The following is an 18,764-nucleotide window of genomic DNA, read 5'->3' as shown; positions in this document are numbered from 1 at the left end:
CGTAGGCCCTGCCCGCGGGCCGGGTACCGACCCGGCGGCACACCCTCCCGTCCGGATAAGGCAGTCTTGTCCCCGTGCCCGAACCCGAAACCAGCACCATCGAAGCCGCAGTACGTCCCGCCCATCCGCACTCCGCGACGCTGAAGCGGCTGGAGAAGTCGTCCGGCAGCCTCGCCGCGCAGGCCATCGCACGGATGGACGAGACGCTGCCCTGGTACCGGGCCATGCCCCCGGAGAACCGTTCCTGGATCGGTCTGGTGGCCCAGGCGGGCATCGCCGCCTTCACCGAGTGGTTCCGGCACCCCGACGCCCCGCAGGCCATCTCCACCGACGTCTTCGGCACCGCGCCGCGCGAGCTGACCCGGGCGATCACGCTGCGGCAGACCGTGGAGATGGTGCGCACCACCATCGAGGTCATGGAGACGGCCATCGACGAGGTGGCGGCGCCGGGCGACGAGTCCGTGCTGCGCGAGGCCCTCCTCGTCTACGCCCGGGAGATCGCCTTCGCCACCGCCCAGGTGTACGCGCAGGCGGCCGAGGCACGGGGTGCCTGGGACGCGCGCCTGGAGTCGCTGGTCGTGAACGCCGTGCTCAGCGGTGAGGCCGACGAGGGGGCCGTGTCCCGGGCCGCCGCCCTCGGGTGGAACTCGCCCGAGCACGTGTGCGTGGTGCTGGGCACCGCGCCCGACGGTGATTCCGAGCTGACCGTGGAGGCGATCCGGCGCGCCGCCCGGCACGCCAAGCTCCAGGTGCTGACCGGGGTGCTCGGGGACCGGCTCGTGGTGATCGCGGGCGGCAGCGACAATCCGCTGGCCGTCGCCAAGTCGCTGATCGGGCCGTACGCGCCGGGACCGGTGGTGGCGGGCCCGGTGGTGCCGGACCTGCTGGCCGCGACCCGGTCCGCGCAGGCCGCCGCGGCCGGGCTCAAGGCGTGTTCCGCCTGGCAGGACGCGCCGCGCCCGGTGCTGGCGGACGATCTGCTCCCGGAGCGGGCGATAGCCGGAGACCCCTCGGCCCGCGAGCAGTTGGTGGAGGAGATCTACAGACCGCTGGAGGAGGCCGGGGCCGCGCTGCTGGAGACGCTCAGCGTCTATCTCGAACAGGCGAGCAGTCTCGAGGGCGCGGCGCGGATGCTGTTCGTGCATCCCAACACCGTTCGCTACCGGCTCCGACGTGTGACTGACGTCACCGGATGGTCGCCCTCCGATGTACGCTCGGCGTTCACGCTGCGGATCGCGCTGATCCTGGGGCGTCTGGTCGATGGCGATCTTCAGCCCTAGCGTTTTGTCGGGGCCCCACAAAAGGCCCTCGTGTTCTTCGTCCCTGTCCTCACGGGCGGCCGTGCCCGTCCCCAAGAGAGAGTGTGAGAGTGCTCGTACTCGTCGCTCCCGGCCAGGGCGCCCAGACGCCCGGCTTCCTGACTGAATGGCTCGAACTCCCCGGTGCCGCGGACCGCGTCGCCGCCTGGTCCGACGCCATCGGACTCGACCTCGCCCACTACGGCACGCGGGCCGACGCGGACGCGATCCGCGACACGGCCGTCGCCCAGCCGCTGCTGGTCGCGGCCGGGCTGCTGTCCGCTGCGGCACTGGGTGACATGGCGGACATCGCGCCCGGCGCGGTCGCCGGTCACAGCGTCGGCGAGATCACCGCCGCCGCCTTCGCGGGCGTCCTGGACGACACCGCCGCGCTGGGGCTCGTCCGCACGCGGGGTCTGGCCATGGCCGACGCCGCCGCCGTCACCGAGACCGGCATGGCGGCGCTGCTCGGCGGCGACCCCGAGGTGACCCTGGAGCACCTGGAGAAGCTGGGCCTGACCCCGGCGAACATCAACGGCGCGGGCCAGATCGTGGCGGCCGGCACCAAGGAACAGCTCGCCGCGCTCGAGGCGGACAAGCCCGAGGGCGTGCGCAAGGTCGTCGCGCTCAAGGTCGCCGGCGCCTTCCACACCTCCCACATGGCTCCCGCGGTCGACACGCTGGCGAAGGCCGCCGCGGACCTGACGCCGGGCGACCCGAAGGTCACCTACGTGTCGAACAAGGACGGCCGGACCGTCGCGACCGGTGCCGAGGTGCTTCAGCGCCTGGTCGGCCAGGTCGCGAACCCGGTCCGCTGGGACCTGTGCATGGAGACCTTCGAGGAACTCGGCGCGACCGCCCTGCTGGAGGTCTGCCCCGGCGGCACCCTGACCGGACTCGCCAAGCGCGCCCTGCCCGGCGTCAGGACGCTGGCCCTGAAGACCCCCGCCGACCTCGACGCGGCCCGCGAGCTCATCGCCGAACACGCCGCCTGATCGCCTTAAGGAGCCCACCCGCATGGCGAAGATCAAGCCCAGCAAGGGCGCCCCGTACGCGCGCATCCTCGGCGTGGGCGGCTACCGGCCCACCCGGGTCGTGCCGAACGAGGTGATCCTCGAGACGATCGACTCCTCCGACGAGTGGATCCGTTCGCGCTCCGGCATCGAGACCCGGCACTGGGCGTCGCCCGAGGAGACCGTCGCGGCGATGTCGCTCGAGGCCTCCGGCAAGGCGATCGCGGACGCCGGGGTCGACGCCGCGCAGATCGGCGCCGTCGTCGTGTCGACCGTGTCGCACTTCAGCCAGACCCCGGCCATCGCCACCGAGATCGCCGACAGGCTGGGCACGGACAAGGCCGCCGCCTTCGACATCTCGGCCGGCTGCGCGGGCTTCGGCTACGGCCTCACCCTCGCCAAGGGCATGGTCGTCGAGGGTTCGGCGGAGTACGTCCTCGTCATCGGCGTGGAGCGGCTGAGCGACCTGACCGACCTGGAGGACCGGGCGACCGCCTTCCTGTTCGGCGACGGCGCCGGCGCGGTGGTCGTCGGCCCGTCCCGGGAGCCCGCGATCGGCCCGACCGTGTGGGGCTCGGAGGGCGACAAGTCCGAGACCATCAAGCAGACCGTGCCGTGGACGGACTACCGCGACGGGACGGTCGAGAAGTTCCCCGCGATCACGCAGGAGGGCCAGGCGGTGTTCCGCTGGGCCGTGTTCGAGATGGCGAAGGTCGCGCAGCAGGCGCTGGACGCGGCCGGGATCACCCCGGACGACCTGGACGTCTTCATCCCGCACCAGGCCAATGTGCGGATCATCGACTCGATGGTGAAGACCCTCAGACTGCCGGAGCACGTCACGGTCGCCCGTGACATCCGCACCACCGGCAACACCTCGGCCGCCTCGATTCCGCTCGCGATGGAGCGGCTCCTGGCGACCGGCGAGGCGAAGAGCGGCGACACCGCGCTCGTCATCGGCTTCGGGGCGGGTCTCGTCTACGCCGCCACGGTCGTTACCCTCCCCTAGGCACTCCGTGCCGGATCATCCGGTCCGGCACGGGTACCGCAACACCTGCCGCTGACGCGGCGGGCGCCACACCCTCTGAAATCACAACGAAGGAGCGCCACCATGGCCGCCACTCAGGAAGAGATCGTCGCCGGTCTCGCGGAGATCGTGAACGAGATCGCCGGCATCCCGGTTGAGGACGTCCAGCTGGACAAGTCCTTCACCGACGACCTGGACGTCGACTCGCTGTCCATGGTCGAGGTCGTCGTCGCCGCCGAAGAGCGCTTCGACGTCAAGATCCCGGACGACGACGTCAAGAACCTCAAGACCGTCGGCGACGCGACCGACTACATCCTCAAGCACCAGGCCTGAGCCCTGCTCGGGCCGGAGCCCGGCCCCGCCACCCGGCGGTGGCGCCGTTGTCCCCGCCTCGAGCGGGGGTTGTCCTCCTCGAATCCGCTGGAGAAAGAATTCCCGTGAGCCCGACCAATCGCACCGTGGTCGTCACCGGTATCGGCGCAACCACACCGCTGGGTGGCGACGCAGCCTCTACCTGGGAGGGACTGGTCGCCGGACGCTCCGGCGTCAAGCCCCTGGAGCAGGAATGGGCCGCCGAGCAGGCGGTCCGCATCGCGGCCCCGGTGGCCGTGGAACCCACCGAGGTCATTCCCCGGCCGCAGGCCCGCCGGCTGGACCGCTCGGCGCAGTTCGCGCTGGTCGCGGCCAAGGAGGCGTGGGCCGACGCCGGTTTCGAGGGCAAGGCCGGTGAGGACCCGAACGTCGACCCGGACCGGCTCGGCGCGGTCATCGCCTCCGGCATCGGCGGCGTGACGACCCTGCTGGACCAGTACGACGTGCTGAAGGAGAAGGGCGTCCGCCGCGTCTCCCCGCACACCGTCCCCATGCTGATGCCGAACGGCCCCTCGGCGAACGTGGGCCTGGCCGTGGGCGCCCGCGCGGGCGTGCACACCCCGGTCTCGGCCTGCGCCTCGGGCGCGGAGGCCATCGGCTACGCCATCGAGATGATCCGCACCGGCCGTGCCGACGTCGTCGTCGCGGGCGGCACGGAGGCGGCGATCCACCCGCTGCCGATCGCCGCGTTCGGCAACATGATGGCGATGTCCAAGAACAACGACGACCCCGAGGGCGCCTCGCGTCCCTACGACGCCGCCCGTGACGGCTTCGTCCTCGGCGAGGGCGCGGGCGTGATCGTCCTGGAGTCCGCCGAGCACGCCGCGGCGCGCGGCGCCCGCGTCTACGCGGAGGCGGTCGGCCAGGGCGTCTCCGCCGACTCCCACGACATCGTGCAGCCGGAGCCGGAGGGCCGCGGCATCTCGCACGCCCTGCAGAACCTGCTGGACCGCACCGACCTGGACCCGGCCGAGATCGTGCACGTCAACGCGCACGCCACCTCGACGCCGGCCGGTGACATCGCCGAACTGAAGGCGCTGCGCAAGGTCTTCGGCGACGACACCGACCACATGGCGGTCTCCGCCACCAAGTCGATGACCGGTCACCTGCTCGGCGGCGCCGGCGGCGTGGAGTCGGTGGCGACGGTGCTCGCGCTGTACCACCGGGTGGCCCCGCCGACCATCAACATCGAGAACCTCGACCCCGAGGCCGAGGCGCACGCGGACGTGGTCCGCGGCGAGGCGCGCAAGCTTCCCGCCGAGGGCCGCATCGCCGCGCTGAACGACTCGTTCGGGTTCGGCGGCCACAACGTGGTGCTGGCGTTCCGGACGGTCTGACCGCCGCCGGTACGCAACACGTCGTCGCCTGTGCGCGCGAGGGCCCCCACCGTGACGGTGGGGGCCCTCGCGCGTGCCGGTGGGCCTTACGCGTACCGCCCCGGGAGCCCGGTCAGACCACCTGGTGCAGCCAGCGCACCGGGGCGCCCTCGCCGGCGTAGCGGAAGGGCTCCAGTTCGTCGTCCCAGGGCTTGCCCAGGAGCTTGGCGATCTCCGCCTCCAGGTCGGTCTCGCCGCTTCGGGAGCGGACCAGGGCGGCGCGCAGCCGGTCCTCGGGGATCAGGATGTCGCCGTGCATGCCGGTGACGGCGTGGAAGATGCCGAGGTCGGGGGTGCAGCTGTAGCGCTCGCCCTCGGCGGTGGGGCAGGGCTCCGCGGTGACCTCGAAGCGCAGCATCTGCCAGCCGCGCAGCGCGGAGGCGAGTTTGGAGGCGGTGCCGGCCTGGCCCTGCCAGGAGAACTCCGAGCGCCAGGTGCCGGGGGCGGCGGGCTGGCGGATCCAGTCCAGGCTGACGCGCGTGCCGAGCACCCCGGCGACGGCCCACTCGACGTGCGGGCACAGCGCGCGCGGCGCGGAGTGCACGTACAGAACTCCACGAGTCGTCACCGGAACCTCCGGGCAGAGCGGGACATCTTGGAACGGGTGGAACGGCCGCGGCCCGGCGGGCCGCGTTGATGGCGAGGCTACCGTGCGACGGCGCAAGGAGTGTGACGTACCGTCGGTCCTGCTGCCGGGAAACATCCACCATTCACCCGGCAGGACGCCTGTACGGGTGCGGGACGTTGCCACCCGCCGGGCGGGAACCCTCGTGCGTTGTTATGGGTTGGGGGACGGCGACACCACGACACGCGGGGAGGCGACGGAATTGGACCGGACGACGCACAGGCGGCGGCGCCGCTCACGGACCGTCCTCGCCGTGGTGACGGCCGCCGCCCTGGGCGCGGCCGGCTGCGACGCCGTCGGCGGTGAGTCCGGTCCGGGCGCGAAGGAGGGCGGGCCGTCCCCGAGGCCCACACCCGTGTGGGACACCAGTCCCTCCTCCGTCGCCGCCGTCGGTGACTCCATCACCACCGGCTTCGACGCCTGCACGGTGCTGGCGGACTGCCCCGAGGTGTCGTGGGCGACGGGCAGCAGCGACAAGGTCGACAGTCTCGCGGTCCGGCTGCTGGGGAAGGCCGGTGCGGCCGAGCGGAGCTGGAACTACGCGGTGACCGGGGCCCGGATGGCGGATCTGCCGGGCCAGATGGCGCGGGCGGTGCGGCGCGCCCCGCAGCTGGTGGCGGTGATGGCCGGGGCGAACGACGCCTGCCGGGACACGGCGTCGGCGATGACGCCGGTGGCCGACTTCCGTGCCGACTTCCAGGAGGCGATGAACACCCTGCGCGAGGCGCTGCCCCGGACCCAGGTGTACGTGGCGAGCGTGCCGAACCTGAAGCGGCTGTGGTCGCAGGGGCGGACCAACGCCCTGGGCAAGCAGATCTGGAAGCTGGGCATCTGCCCGTCGATGCTGGGCGACGCGGACGCGCTGGACGCGGCGGCGACGCAGCGGCGCGAGACGGTGCACAAACGGGTGGAGGACTACAACAAGGTGCTGGAGGAGGTCTGCGCCGCGGACCGCCGGTGCCGCTACGACGGCGGCGCGGTGCACGCGTACCGCTTCGGCACCGAGCAGTTGAGCCGCTGGGACTGGTTCCACCCCAGTGTCGACGGGCAGGCCAGACTGGCGGAGATCGCCTACCGGACGGTCACGGCGAAGCGGCCGTGACCTGACGAGGAGGCCGTGACTTATCGTTTCGCGCATGAACGAACTCTTCGGCACCCTCCCCGACGGCACCCCGGTGCACCGCTGGACGCTTCAGCGGGCAGGCGTACGGGTGCGGGTCCTGTCGTACGGCGGGATCGTGCAGAGCGTGGAGGTGCCGGACCGGGAGGGGACGGCCGGGGACGTGGTGCTGGGGTTCCCCGGCCTGGACGGCTATCTCGCCCGTCCCGAGCCCTTCCTGGGCGCCCTGATCGGCCGGTACGCCAACCGGATCGCGGGCGCCCGCTTCTCGCTGGACGGGATCACCTACGCGCTCGCCCCGAACAACGGGCCGAACTCGCTGCACGGCGGGGAGCGGGGCTTCGACAAGCGGGTGTGGGACGTGACGGCGGTCGAGCACGGTCTGCGCCTCACCCGGGTCAGCCCGCACGGCGAGGAGGGCTTCCCGGGCCGCCTGGAGGTCTCGGTGACGTACACGCTGGACGAGCGGGGCGCGCTGGGCATCGCCTACGAGGCGGTGACGGACGCGCCGACCCCGGTGAACCTGACGAACCACTCGTACTGGAACCTGGCCGGCTCCGGCAGCGCGGCCGGGCACGAACTGCGGCTGGCGGCCTCCCGGTTCACGCCGGTCGACGCGGACCTGATTCCGACGGGAGAGCTCGCCGACGTGACCGGCACCCGCTTCGACTTCCGCGAGGCACGCGCGACCGGCACCGGGTACGACCACAACCTCGTGCTCGACAAGGGCGTGACGCCGGCGCCCGTGGAGGTCGCCGAGCTGTACGACCCGGGGTCGGGCCGGGTGCTGACGGTGGCGACCACCGAGCCCGGGATGCAGCTGTACACCGCGGACCACATCGGCGAGCCCTTCGCCCCCGGTGACGGCATCGCGCTGGAGACCCAGCACTTCCCCGACTCCCCGAACCGTCCGGAGTTCCCGGGCACCGTCCTGCGGCCGGGCGAGGTGTTCCGCTCGGAGACGGTGTACGGCTTCTCGGTGCGGTAGGCCGCCCGTACGACGGGGCGACGGGGCGGTCGGCGTCCCCGAGCCCCGGCCCGGGGTCAGGGTCCCGGACCGGGGCTGCTCATACGGGTACCGCCCGGATCAGACGTTAACCGTCGCGCCGATCCCGCGGTCCGCGATCGAGTGCCCGGGCCGGATCCCGTACGAACCCTTCACAAATGGCAGGCCGGCGCGCCGCGCGAGGCGGGGGCGCGGATTCCCGCCCGGTTCCCCGCCCCGTGGCGTGGCTCTTCCGGTCACGCGATACTGCGGCCTTCGGCATCCCGCGTGCCCCACGACGAACGGAAGGCCCAGCCCCCTTGAATCCCCTACGCGTTCGCGTCGCCGTCCTCGGCCTCGCCCTGCTGACCGCCGGCCTCACCGCCCCCACGACCGCGACCGCCGCCGAGTCCGCGGCCCCCTCCCCCACCGTCGAGGAACGGCGCCTGGACAGAGCGGCCCCGCAGGAGATACTGCGCCGTTCCGGGTTCGGCACCGTGGCACCGGAGTTCGCCCGCGCCCTCGACCGCGCGCGCTCCTACGCGCAGGCCCGCCGTACCGTCGCGCGCGAGGGGACGGCGCTGTGGCGCAGGGCCGTCGACCGGGCGCAGGGGCGCGGCCCGGCGGGCGGTGACCTCAGCCGGGACGACGACCGGCCGCTGTACTGGGCGCGGCTCGGCATGTCCCGCGAACTGCGCTCCTGGGAGCCGGGGTTCGGCCTGACCGGGGAGCAGCGGGCGCGGCTGCTCGGCGAACTGGAGCGGACCTCGCGGGGACAGAGCGCGATCCGCTATCCGCGCGGCGAGGGCGTCGGGCGGATCCTGGTGACCGGGTTCGATCCGTTCACCCTGGACCGGGACGTGCGCATCTCCAACCCGTCCGGCGCGGTCGCGCTCGCCCTGGACGGCACGGTGATCGAGACCGCGGACGGCCCGGCGCGCGTCGAGACGGCCGTGTTCCCGGTGCGCTGGCAGGACTTCACGGAGGGCACGGTGGAGCGGGCGCTGCGGCCGCACCTGCCCGAGGTGGACCTGTTCGCCACGGTGAGCCAGGGCCGGGTGGGCCGGTTCGACATCGAGCGGACCAACGGGGCCTGGCGGGGCGGGTTCGGGGACAACGAGAACATCGGCCGGACGGAGACCGTCCCGGTCGCCGACCCGGCCTCGCAGCCGCAGTGGACGACGACCACCCTGCCGTACGACGCCGTCGTGGCCGCGGACACCGGGCGGTTCCCGGTGTACGACAACACGTCCGTGACCGAGATCCCGGCCGGGGGCACCGAACCCGTCGTGCGGCCGGACGGGCCCACGCCCGGCTCGACGGCCCGCGCGGGCGGCGGCGGCGACTACCTCTCCAACGAGATCGCCTACCGGGCCACCCTGCTGCGCGACCGTCTCGGCCTGCGCGACACGCTGCCGGGCGGCCATGTCCACACCCCGGTCCTGCAGTTCGGCCCCGGGAACACCGACCCGGCGACGGGGGCGGTCACGGATCCGGCGTTCGTGCGGAACCGGCTGGACATCATCGACCAGGTGCGGTCGATCGTGACCGTGGCGCTCAGTGCGACGGAGCGAACGCGAGACTGACGCCGAGGCCGGCCAGGACGGACCCGATGACCTTGTTGAGGACCTTCTGGCCGCGCAGCATCAGGGTGCGCATCCGGTCGTGGGAGAAGAACAACGCGACGACGCCGAACCACAGCAGGTGGGCCAGCGACATGAACAGGCCGTAGCCCACCTGCTGGACGACCGGGGTGCCGGGGCTGACGACCTGGGCGAAGGTGGAGACGACGAAGAGGGTCGTCTTCGGGTTGAGGACGTTGGTCAGGAAGCCGGTGCGCAGGGCCGCGAACGGGGTGAGCCCCGTCTTGTTCCCCAGGTCGACGGTGACCTCGGTGCGGGTACGGAAGGTGCGGATCCCGACGTACACGAGATAGGCCGCGCCGACCAGCTTGACGACCGTGAACAGGAAGGTGGAGGAGGCGATCAGCAGGCCCACGCCGAGCATCGTGTAGGCGACGTGCACCAGCACGCCGGCGGCGACGCCGACCGCGCCGAGCAGCCCGGTGCGGCGGCCGTAGAGGTAGCTGCCCCGCACCACCATCGCGAAGTCGGCGCCCGGGGCGATCACGGCCAGGACGGTGACGACGGCGACGGCGAGCACCTCGGTCATGACGTGACGCCCTCCTCCTCGGACTCCTCGGCACCGTCCCCGGCGGTCTCCTCACCGAGCAGCTCGCGCGCCATGAGGGTGGCACCGGCGACCGCGCCCGGCATCAGGAACACCGCGACGAACGGGACGAGGAAGGCCAGCGCCAGGGGCGTGCCGAAGCCCCAGACGAGGGTCTTGCGGGACCGCAGCAGGCGGAGCCGCTCGCGCAGCCGGACCCCGCGGCGCTGGAGCGCGACGGCGGTGAGTTCCTCGGTGAGGAAGAACCCGGTGACGAAGAAGCCGATCACCGGTACGGCGGTCTGCCCGAGGACCGGGACGAAACCGAGCGCGAAGAGCAGCACGGCCCAGACGAGGGCCCGCACGACGATCCGGAGGCTGTCCCGGCCGGAGATCCACAGCTCCCGCCACAGCGGCAGGTCCGACTCGGGCGCGGTGCCGTCGGGGGACACGTCCCGGTCGACCTTCTCGGAGAGGCTCTCGTAGAAGGGATCCCCGACGAGCAGCGTCACCGCGGTGAAGGTGAGCACGGACAGCAGCAGTCCGAGCGCGAACAGGACGACGGTGAGGAACCCGCGGAACAGTCCGGGCCAGGGGCTGGACCAGTCGTCGGCGAACGGCGTCGCCCAGGCGACGAAGTCCTCCCCCCACAGCGCCAGCGCGACGAGCGCCGCCGCGTACAGCACGAGGGTGATCAGCCCCGGCAGCAGCCCGAACCCGAACTGCTTGCCGTGCCGGGCCACCCACCGCTGGCCCTTCAGGAGATACCGGAAACCCGCCCCAAGATCGCGCATGGGGAAGACTGTATCGGGGCACCGCCAGGTAGCCTCACCCCCGCATCGATCAACGGGGGAAGCACATGACCGCTGTCCGGTTCCGTCTCACGCGTACGGCTTCCGTTCGCGGACGGCTGTTCAAACGGGCCACGCACACCTGGACCGGGACGCTGCCCGGCCTCGGGCCGGTCGAGCTGGTGTGCCCCGTGGCGGAGGATCGCGGCCGGGACAAGCTGACCGCCCGGGTGACGGGCCAGGCGGTCCCGCCGGTGTCCTTCCGCGGCATCGGCTTTCGCAACCTCCCGCGCATGGCCAGGGCGACCCTCACCGCCGACGGACGGACGGCGCGGCTGCGCCGCCGCCACCTGGCGGTGACGCAGCAAGGCCGCGCCCTGCACATCGAGGTCGCCGGACGCTCCTACCGGTACCGGGTGCTGGGCGGCAGGCTCAGGCACGAGCTGCGGCGCGAGGGAGCCGTCGTGACGACGACCCGGTCGCAGTGGCGGTGGCCGCAGACCGTTTCCGGTGTCTCGCAGGGGGAGGCGGACGCCCTGGACCTCGGTCTCGCGATCCTGCTGGAGGGCGTCTACACGCGGAACCTGTCCTTCGGCGGCGCGCTCTGCTCCTGGCCCGGGCGCTTCCTGAGCCGACTGGACCTGAGTGACCTCCTGGACCTCTGGGGCGGCTGAGGACGTCCGGGCGCACCCACGGACGGGGGCCGCACCCCACGTCCAAGGGTGCGGCCCCCACCGTACGCAACGACCGTGTCAGGCCAGCGTCACGGTGATGTTGCCGCGGGTCGCCTTCGAGTACGGGCACACCTGGTGGGCCTTCTCGACGAGCGAGCGCGCGGTGTCGGCGTCCACGTTCGGGATGTCCGCCGCGATCTCGACGATGATGCCGAAGCCGTCCTCGTTCTTGCCGAGGCCGACCTTGGCGGTGACCGTCGAGCCGGAGACGTCGGCGCCCTCCTGGCGGGCGACCACGCCGAGGGCGCCCTGGAAGCAGGCGCTGTAACCGGCGGCGAACAGCTGCTCCGGGTTGGTGCCGGTGCCGCTGCCGCCCATCTCCTTGGGCGGGTTGACGACCAGGTCGAGCGTGCCGTCGTCGGTGGCCACGCGTCCGTCGCGGCCGTTCTCGGCGGTGGCGACGGCGGTGTACAGGACGTCTGACTGCTGAATGGGCATGCGGTGCGTTCCTCCTCGGTCCGCCGTGACTCGCGCCCACGATCACGACGATTTCGGAAAGAAGCTACCGCATGCCGGAAATTCAGTGAAGCCGTCCGCGTCAGAGCTTGACGATCATCTTCCCGGTGTTGTCGCCGCGCAGGACCCCGAGGAACGCCTCGAGGGTGTTCTCGACGCCCTCGACGACGGTCTCCCGGTACTTGAGTTCGCCGGACCGCACCCAGGGCCCGACCTCCTGGACGAACTGCGGCTGGAGGTCGTAGTGGTCACCGACCAGGAAGCCCTCGATGCGCCCGCGGGTCTGGATCAGGCGGGCGAGGTTCTTCGGGCCGGGCGCGGGCTCGGTGTTGTTGTAGACGGAGATCATCCCGCAGACGGCGATCCGGCCGCCCCGGTTGAGCGACCCGATGGCCGCCTCCAGGTGGTCGCCGCCCACGTTGTCGAAGTAGACGTCGATCCCGTCCGGGGCGGCGGCGCGCAACTGCTCGCCCACGGGGCCGTTCTTGTAGTTGAAGGCGGCGTCGAAGCCGTACTCCTCGACGAGGAGCTTGACCTTCTCGTCGGACCCGGCGGACCCGATCACCCGCGAGGCCCCCTTGAGCTTCGCGATCTGCCCGACCTGGCTGCCGACGGCCCCCGCGGCACCGGACACGAAGACGCAGTCGCCCTCCTTGAAGGCGGCGGTGCGCAGCAGCCCCGCGTAGGCGGTGAGCCCGGTCATCCCCAGCACGCCGAGGTACGCCGACAGCGGCGCGGCCCCGGGGTCCACCTTGACGGCGTTCTCGGCGGCCACGACGGCGTACTCGCGCCAGCCGAAGAAGTGCAGGACGTGGTCGCCGACGGCGATCCCCTCGGCGTTGGAGGCGACGACCTCGCCGACGGCACCGCCCTGCATGACCTTGCCGAGCTCGAAGGGGGCGACGTAGGACTTGGCGGCACTCATCCGGCCGCGCATGTACGGGTCGACGGAGAGGTACTTGTTCCGCACCAGCACCTGGCCCTCACCGGGCGCGGAGACCTCGGCCTCGACGAGGGCGAAGTCCTCGGGCTTCGGCCAGCCGACGGGACGGCTCAGCAGATGCCACTCGCGGCCGGCGGTGGGGAGCGTGGGGGCGTCGGACATGACCTGGCACCTTTCCTCGGGTTTCCTCGGAATACTTCACTACCTGAAACAACCATGCGCCTGAATATTTCAGAATGTCAAGCAAGTGGGTACCCTGGAGGGCATGGCCACCTCCCGCACCGCCCGCCGCCCCGACGCCCTGACCCTGGAAGTCGTCGAGCTGATCGGCGCGGTCGTGGCCCGCTACCACGAGGAGTACGAGGAGGCCGCCGCCGGTCACACGCTGACGGGCGCGCAGGCCAGGCTGCTGAGCCTGCTGTCGCTGGAGCCGCTGCCCATGCGGAAGCTGGCCCAGCGACTGAAGTGCGAGCCGTCGAACGTCACCGGCATCGTCGACCGCCTGGAGTCCCGGGGCCTGGTGGAACGCCGCCCGGACCCGGTGGACCGCCGGGTGAAGCTGGCCGCGGCGACGGCCGAGGGGCGGCGGGTGGCCCGGAGCCTGCAGGAGTCCCTGCGCTTCGCGCGCGAACCGCTGGCGGGGCTGTCGGAGGAGGAGCGGGTGGCCCTGCGGGACGCCCTGCGGAGGATGCTGCGGGAGGACTGAGCGGGCACCGGGCCGGACCGGGCCGGCCGCCCCCGCCTCAGCGGATCACCTCAGCGGATCATCCCGGGGATCAGGTGCACCACCACAGGAACCGGTCGCAGGTCTCGGTGGGTTCCGGTTCCGGCTCGGGCTCGGGCCGCTTCGTGGTCGGGTCCGGCTCCGGGGTCTCCGGTGCGGACGGGGGCGCCGGCGGCGGAGCCCCCGTCGGCCGGGCCGACGGCGCGTCCGCGGGCGCGGACGACGCGTCCGCCCCGGCCCCGTCCTCGGCCTCCTCGTCCTCGGCCTCCTCCGACTCCTCGTCCTCGGGGGACTCCGAAGCCGACGGGGAACCGGAGGCCGTGGGGGACGCGGGCCTCGCCGGGGCTCCCGCCCCCGGGTCACCGCTCGGCGACTCCGCCGGTTCCAGCTCCGCCGCGCCGCCGTCGGGCGACTCCTCGCCCGCCGCGGCGGGCTCCGGCGGCGGTCCCGGCGCGTCCGTGCCGAGTTCGGCCAGGCTCAGTCCGCCGGCGGCCAGCACGAAGCCCGCCGCGACCAGCAGCGTCCGGCGCCGTCGCCGCCGGTGCGCCGCGGCCTTGCGGTCACGCCGGCTGCCTCCGCCCGCCCGGTTCCCGTCCGGCCCGCGGCCGCGCCGCCGGGCCGTCCGGCCCCGGGGCTCGGGCTCCGGCTCCTGGCCGTCGCCGCCATCGCCGCCGCCCTCGTACGCGTCGCCGCCGGCGGCGCCCGCCGGCGCCGGCTCCCCCCCGTACTCCGAAGGCCCCGCGGGCTCGGCGGGTTCCGCGGCGTGGGCACGGAGCGTCTCGACGGGGGTGCCGCACCCGGGGCACGCGAGGGCGCCGTTGAGGTGCCGTCGGCACGGGTGACAGTAATCCATGACGCGGGAAGACTAGGTTCCGCTCGGGTCGGGTTCCTAGGCCTGGCCGTGAAGGTTTGGTAGGGACCAAGCCCCATAGGTTTCGAACCTGCCGAAACCGTTGTCCGCGCGACCCATTGACACTCCCGCCATGCCCTCCTTACTGTCACGCCAGCATTTCGAACGTGTGCCGAAATATCGAACACGTCGAACTGAACCGATAATACGAGGGGCAACTGCCGTGCGCATCACCGGAATCAGCACACACGTGGTCGGGACGCCGTGGCGCAACCTGACGTACGTCCAGGTGCACACCGACGAGGGGATCACCGGAGTCGGTGAGACCCGGATGCTGGGCCACACCGACGCACTCCTGGGCTACCTGAAGGAAGCCGAGGTCAACCACATTCTCGGCTCCGACCCGTTCGCTGTCGAGGACCTCGTCCGCCGCATGAAGTACGGCGACTACGGCCGCGCCGGCGAGATCGTGATGTCCGGTATCGCCGTCGTCGAGATGGCCTGCTGGGACATCAAGGGCAAGGCCCTCGGCGTCCCCGTCTGGCAGCTGCTCGGCGGCAAGGTCACCGACAAGGTCAAGGCGTACGCCAACGGCTGGTACACCACCGAGCGCACCCCGGAGGCGTACCACAAGGCCGCGCAGGCCGTGATGGAGCGCGGCTACCGGGCGCTGAAGATCGACCCCTTCGGCACCGGCCACTTCGAACTCGACCACCAGCAGACCCTGTACGCCGTCTCCCTGATCGAGGCGGTCCGCGACGCCATCGGCCCCGACGCCGAGCTGATGCTGGAGATGCACGGCCGCTTCTCCCCCGCCACCGCCGTCCGCCTGGCCAAGGAGCTCGCGCCCTTCAAGCCGGCCTGGCTGGAGGAGCCGGTCCCGCCGGAGAACCTCAAGGCGCTGGAGAAGGTCGCCGCGAAGGTCGACATGCCGGTGGCCACCGGTGAACGCATCCACGACCGCATCGAGTTCCGCGAGCTGTTCGAGAACCAGGCGGTCGACATCCTCCAGCCGGACGTCGGCCACATCGGCGGCATCTGGGAGACCCGCAAGCTGGCGGCGACCGCCGAGACCCACTACATGCTGGTCGCGCCGCACAACGTCGGCGGCTCCGTCCTGACCGCCGCCTCCCTCCAGGTCGGCTTCACCTCGCCGAACTTCAAGATCCTGGAGCACTTCAACGACTTCGCGGACGCGGAGATCAAGAAGGTCGTCAAGGGCGCGCCCCAGGTGAACCCGGAGGACGGCTGCTTCCACCTGTCCGACGCCCCCGGCCTCGGCGTGGAGCTGGACGTCGACGCGGCGGCCGAGTTCCCGCAGCAGCAGGCCCGGTTCGACCTGTGGGCCGAGGGCTGGGAACAGCGCAGGCCGAAGGGCACGAAGTGACCGCGCCGGACCGCCCCCGCCGCCCCGGGGAGGCGCGATGAGCACCGCCGTCGTCATCGAGGGGCCCGGTGAGCACCGCCTCGTCCCGCACGAGCCGCGCGAACCCGGCCCCGGCGAGGCCCTGATCCGGGTCCACGCCGCCGGCATCTGCGGCAGCGACCGCGAGGTGTACCAGGGCAACCGGCCCGAGGGGTACGTCCGGTACCCGCTCACGCCGGGCCACGAGTGGTCCGGGACCGTGCAGGGGGTGGGCGCGGGAGTGCCCGCCTCGCTCGTCGGCCGCAAGGTGGTCGGGGAGGGCTTCCGCAACTGCCAGGTCTGCGACCGCTGCCACGCCGGCGAGACGACGCTGTGCTCGGCGGGCTACGAGGAGACCGGGTTCACCCAGCCGGGAGCCATGGCCGGCACGCTGACCCTCCCGGCCCGGCTGCTGCACGTGCTGCCGGACGACGCCGACCTCGGCGCCGCCGCGCTGCTGGAGCCGGCGGCCTGCATCGCCGCCGCCGCGCTCAAGGCGAACGCCCTGCCCGGCGAGCGGGTGGCCGTGGTCGGCACCGGCACCCTCGGCATGTTCGCCGTGCAGTTCCTGAAGGCGAACTCCCCGGCCGAGCTGCTGGTCGTCGGCACCCGGGACGACCGGGAGGCGCTGTCGCGGCAGTACGGCGCGACCGACTTCCGCACCAAGGACCGGGAGCTCCCGGACGACTTCGACGTCGTGGTCGAGACCGCCGGGTCCGCCGACGCGGCCCGCACGGCGGCCTCGCTGCTCCGGCGCGGCGGGCGGCTGGTCCTGACCGGCATCCCGGCCCCGGGGGCCCACGGGCTCGACCCGACGGACCTGGTCGTACGGCAGCTGGAGGTGCACACCGTCTTCGGGGCGCCGCCGGACGCCTGGGCGCACACGGTGCGGGTGTTCGCCGCCGGGCTCCTCGACCCGCTGCCGCTGGTGACGCACGAGCTGCCGCTCGCCGAGTTCCCGCACGCCATCGAGCTGGTGGGATCCGGCGACCCGAAGGTGGGCAAGGTCCTGCTGCGCCCCTAGGGCGCGCCCGGTCGTACGCCGGTACGGGGGCGACCTGACGGTCCCCGTACCGGCGTACATCCAGTCCTCGTCCGAGCCCTCACCCCGCCCGCCCCGCCCCGGCCACCGCACCGCCCGGCCCGCACCCAGATCCGCGAACTTCGTCCGACATACCGAACATCAAAGGACACCTTGTGACCGACGCTTCCGCCAAGGCAGCCCGCAGGCCCGGTGAGCAGGCGCTCACCGCCCTCGGCCTGGGCGCGCCCGCCCTCGACCCCGCCGACGCCTCGCCGCACTCCTTCCCCGGCGGCGGCCGCTGGCGCACCGAGATCCCCTCCTGCGAGGGACCGGAAGCGCTGGCGGTGGTACTGAAGGAGGCCTCGCGCCTCGACGTGCCGATCCACCGGATCAGCCAGGGCAGCGGCGTGTGGATGCTGACCGATGCCGAGATCACCGAGATGGTCGAGGCCACCGCCGAACGGGACATCGAGCTGTGCCTGTTCACCGGCCCGCGCGGCACCTGGGACATCGGCGGTTCGACCCGCACCGACTCCCGCGGCGCCGGACTGCGCGCCCGGGGCCACGACGCGGTCGCCGGGTGCGTCGAAGACGCCGTGCGGGCCACGGAGCTGGGCGTCAAGTGCCTGCTCGTCGCCGACGAGGGCGTGCTGTGGACGCTGCACCGGGCGCGGGCGGCCGGCATCCTCCCGGCCGACACCACGCTGAAGGTCTCGGCGCTCATCGGACCGGTCAACCCGGCCTCGTACGCGGTGTACGAGCGGCTCGGCGCCGACTCGATCAACGTGCCGAGCGACCTGACGCCCGCCCACCTCACCGAGATACGGCGGGTTTCGGCCACCCCGATGGACATGTACATCGAGGCGCCCGACGACCTCGGCGGCTATGTGCGGATGTACGAGGTGGCCGAGCTCATCCGGCGCGGCGCACCGCTGTACCTGAAGTTCGGCCTGTCCAAGGCACCCGGGATCTACCCGTACGGCCACCATCTGCGGGAGCTGACCCTGGCGACCGCCAAGGAGCGGGTGCGGCGCGGCCGGCTCGCGCTCGACCTGCTGGCGCGCCACGGCGCGGACGGCGACATGGCGCCGCTCGGTTCGCGGCTTCCGGGCGATCTGAGCCGGTTCGAAATCTCGTCATAACGTTCCGGAAACTCGGCTTCACAGAAGCAGACACAGCCGCGCACAATCCCACACACCCCTTCTCGGTCCCTCCTGGCCCCACTCCCGGAAGCGACTTCGCACCCCTCGACCGACCCCGCACACATCAAGGATGATGACCATGCGTAACCGCAGAGCCGCACTCGCCGCCATCGCCGGAGCCGCCTCCCTCGCCCTCACCCTGACCGCCTGCGGCCAGAACAGCGAGGGCGGCAGCGAGGAGGACAAGGGGGGTTCCGAGGGGGCCACCATCGGCATCGCGATGCCGACCAAGTCCTCCGAGCGCTGGATCGCCGACGGCAACAACGTCAAGAAGGACCTGGAGGCCAGGGGTTACGAGACCAAGCTGGTCTACGGCGAGGACGACCCGGACCAGCAGGTCTCGCAGATCGAGAACCTGATCACGCAGGGCGTGGAGGCCCTGATCGTCGCGGCCATCGACAACAAGTCGATGAACAACGTCCTGCAGCAGGCCAAGGAAGCCGACATCCCGGTCATCTCCTACGACCGCCTCATCCTCGGCACCGAGAACGTCGACTACTACGCCTCCTTCGACAACGAGAAGGTCGGCGAGCTCCAGGGCACCTACATCGTCGAGAAGCTCGGCCTGAAGGACGGCAGCGAGAAGGGCCCGTTCAACATCGAGCTGTTCGCCGGCTCCAACGACGACAACAACACCCGCTACTTCTTCCAGG

General features: G+C 72.3%; 20 protein-coding genes. 14 read left to right on the top strand and 6 right to left on the bottom strand.

The features are described from left to right. Positions 1-74 precede the first annotated feature (74 nt). From fasR to fabF, 5 genes are all read left to right on the top strand, one after another. Positions 75-1,280, top strand: a complete 1,206-nt coding sequence (fasR, locus tag RIM90_RS02850; RefSeq protein ID WP_309058903.1) for a fatty acid biosynthesis transcriptional regulator FasR — start codon at positions 75-77, stop codon at positions 1,278-1,280. A gap of 89 nt (positions 1,281-1,369) precedes the next feature. Beyond that, positions 1,370-2,293 carry an ACP S-malonyltransferase gene (locus RIM90_RS02845; RefSeq protein ID WP_309058902.1) on the top strand — a complete coding sequence of 308 codons (924 nt, stop codon included), beginning with the start codon at positions 1,370-1,372 and terminating at the stop codon, positions 2,291-2,293. A gap of 22 nt (positions 2,294-2,315) precedes the next feature. Then, positions 2,316-3,317 (top strand): ketoacyl-ACP synthase III, encoded by a 1,002-nt coding sequence (locus RIM90_RS02840; RefSeq protein WP_309058901.1) that lies wholly within the window; start codon positions 2,316-2,318, stop codon positions 3,315-3,317. 102 nt (positions 3,318-3,419) lie between these two features. Continuing rightward, positions 3,420-3,668, top strand: a complete 249-nt coding sequence (locus tag RIM90_RS02835) for an acyl carrier protein (protein WP_004931691.1) — start codon at positions 3,420-3,422, stop codon at positions 3,666-3,668. A 104-nt stretch (positions 3,669-3,772) separates the two neighbouring features. Further along, positions 3,773-5,044 (top strand): beta-ketoacyl-ACP synthase II, encoded by a 1,272-nt coding sequence (fabF, locus tag RIM90_RS02830; RefSeq protein ID WP_309058900.1) that lies wholly within the window; start codon positions 3,773-3,775, stop codon positions 5,042-5,044. A gap of 112 nt (positions 5,045-5,156) precedes the next feature. Here the strand turns inward: fabF and RIM90_RS02825 are convergent, their stop codons facing one another. Beyond that, positions 5,157-5,651, bottom strand: coding sequence for a DUF3145 domain-containing protein (locus RIM90_RS02825; RefSeq protein WP_184817429.1), 495 nt, complete (start codon positions 5,649-5,651; stop codon positions 5,157-5,159). Positions 5,652-5,910: 259 nt separating this feature from the next. Between RIM90_RS02825 and RIM90_RS02820 the strand changes: the two genes are divergently transcribed. The 3 genes from RIM90_RS02820 (at position 5,911) to RIM90_RS02810 (ending at position 9,399) form a co-directional block, all read left to right on the top strand. Beyond that, the gene (locus tag RIM90_RS02820; protein ID WP_309058899.1) at positions 5,911-6,810 is read left to right on the top strand and encodes an SGNH/GDSL hydrolase family protein; all 900 of its coding nucleotides are present in this window, start codon (positions 5,911-5,913) and stop codon (positions 6,808-6,810) included. A gap of 34 nt (positions 6,811-6,844) precedes the next feature. After that, the gene (locus tag RIM90_RS02815) at positions 6,845-7,816 is read left to right on the top strand and encodes an aldose epimerase family protein (protein WP_309058898.1); all 972 of its coding nucleotides are present in this window, start codon (positions 6,845-6,847) and stop codon (positions 7,814-7,816) included. A gap of 317 nt (positions 7,817-8,133) precedes the next feature. Next, entirely contained in the window at positions 8,134-9,399 is a 1,266-nt protein-coding gene (locus RIM90_RS02810; RefSeq protein ID WP_309058897.1) for a pyroglutamyl peptidase, read from the top strand. Here RIM90_RS02810 and RIM90_RS02805 read toward each other — a convergent pair. Next, on the bottom strand, positions 9,371-9,985 hold the full coding sequence (locus RIM90_RS02805; RefSeq protein ID WP_309058896.1) for a LysE family transporter: 615 nt from the start codon (positions 9,983-9,985) through the stop codon (positions 9,371-9,373). The genes RIM90_RS02810 and RIM90_RS02805 overlap by 29 nt on opposite strands. Further along, the gene (locus RIM90_RS02800; protein ID WP_309058895.1) at positions 9,982-10,776 is read right to left on the bottom strand and encodes an EI24 domain-containing protein; all 795 of its coding nucleotides are present in this window, start codon (positions 10,774-10,776) and stop codon (positions 9,982-9,984) included. Before RIM90_RS02800 ends, RIM90_RS02805 begins: the two co-directional genes overlap by 4 nt. Positions 10,777-10,841: 65 nt before the next feature. Here RIM90_RS02800 and RIM90_RS02795 point away from each other — a divergent pair, with 65 nt between their 5' ends. After that, entirely contained in the window at positions 10,842-11,447 is a 606-nt protein-coding gene (locus RIM90_RS02795; protein WP_309058894.1) for a hypothetical protein, read from the top strand. A 78-nt stretch (positions 11,448-11,525) separates the two neighbouring features. Here the strand turns inward: RIM90_RS02795 and RIM90_RS02790 are convergent, their stop codons facing one another. Both RIM90_RS02790 and RIM90_RS02785 read right to left on the bottom strand, forming a co-directional pair. Continuing rightward, a complete protein-coding gene (locus RIM90_RS02790; RefSeq protein WP_309058893.1) occupies positions 11,526-11,945 on the bottom strand; it encodes an organic hydroperoxide resistance protein in 420 nt (139 codons plus the stop codon). A gap of 100 nt (positions 11,946-12,045) precedes the next feature. Then, the gene (locus RIM90_RS02785; RefSeq protein WP_309058892.1) at positions 12,046-13,068 is read right to left on the bottom strand and encodes an NADP-dependent oxidoreductase; all 1,023 of its coding nucleotides are present in this window, start codon (positions 13,066-13,068) and stop codon (positions 12,046-12,048) included. Between the two features lie 103 nt (positions 13,069-13,171). Between RIM90_RS02785 and RIM90_RS02780 the strand changes: the two genes are divergently transcribed. Beyond that, on the top strand, positions 13,172-13,612 hold the full coding sequence (locus RIM90_RS02780) for a MarR family transcriptional regulator (RefSeq protein WP_309058891.1): 441 nt from the start codon (positions 13,172-13,174) through the stop codon (positions 13,610-13,612). 70 nt (positions 13,613-13,682) lie between these two features. Here RIM90_RS02780 and RIM90_RS02775 read toward each other — a convergent pair whose 3' ends face one another. After that, positions 13,683-14,483 carry a hypothetical protein gene (locus RIM90_RS02775; RefSeq protein WP_309058890.1) on the bottom strand — a complete coding sequence of 267 codons (801 nt, stop codon included), beginning with the start codon at positions 14,481-14,483 and terminating at the stop codon, positions 13,683-13,685. A gap of 220 nt (positions 14,484-14,703) precedes the next feature. Here RIM90_RS02775 and RIM90_RS02770 point away from each other — a divergent pair, with 220 nt between their 5' ends. The 4 genes from RIM90_RS02770 to RIM90_RS02755 all read left to right on the top strand — a co-directional run. Further along, positions 14,704-15,867 carry a mandelate racemase/muconate lactonizing enzyme family protein gene (locus RIM90_RS02770; RefSeq protein WP_309058889.1) on the top strand — a complete coding sequence of 388 codons (1,164 nt, stop codon included), beginning with the start codon at positions 14,704-14,706 and terminating at the stop codon, positions 15,865-15,867. A gap of 37 nt (positions 15,868-15,904) precedes the next feature. Further along, on the top strand, positions 15,905-16,909 hold the full coding sequence (locus RIM90_RS02765; RefSeq protein WP_309058888.1) for an alcohol dehydrogenase catalytic domain-containing protein: 1,005 nt from the start codon (positions 15,905-15,907) through the stop codon (positions 16,907-16,909). A 173-nt stretch (positions 16,910-17,082) separates the two neighbouring features. After that, complete coding sequence (locus tag RIM90_RS02760) at positions 17,083-18,051, top strand: hypothetical protein (RefSeq protein WP_309058887.1); 969 nt, start codon at positions 17,083-17,085, stop codon at positions 18,049-18,051. 139 nt (positions 18,052-18,190) lie between these two features. Beyond that, positions 18,191-18,764: substrate-binding domain-containing protein (locus tag RIM90_RS02755; protein ID WP_309058886.1), on the top strand; the 574-nt coding region annotated here is incomplete at its 3' end.

It is taken from the genome of Streptomyces sp., from assembly GCF_031181555.1.
GTDB classification, from domain to species: domain Bacteria; phylum Actinomycetota; class Actinomycetes; order Streptomycetales; family Streptomycetaceae; genus Streptomyces; species Streptomyces fimbriatus.
This window is presented reverse-complemented; position numbering and strand designations above follow the sequence as displayed.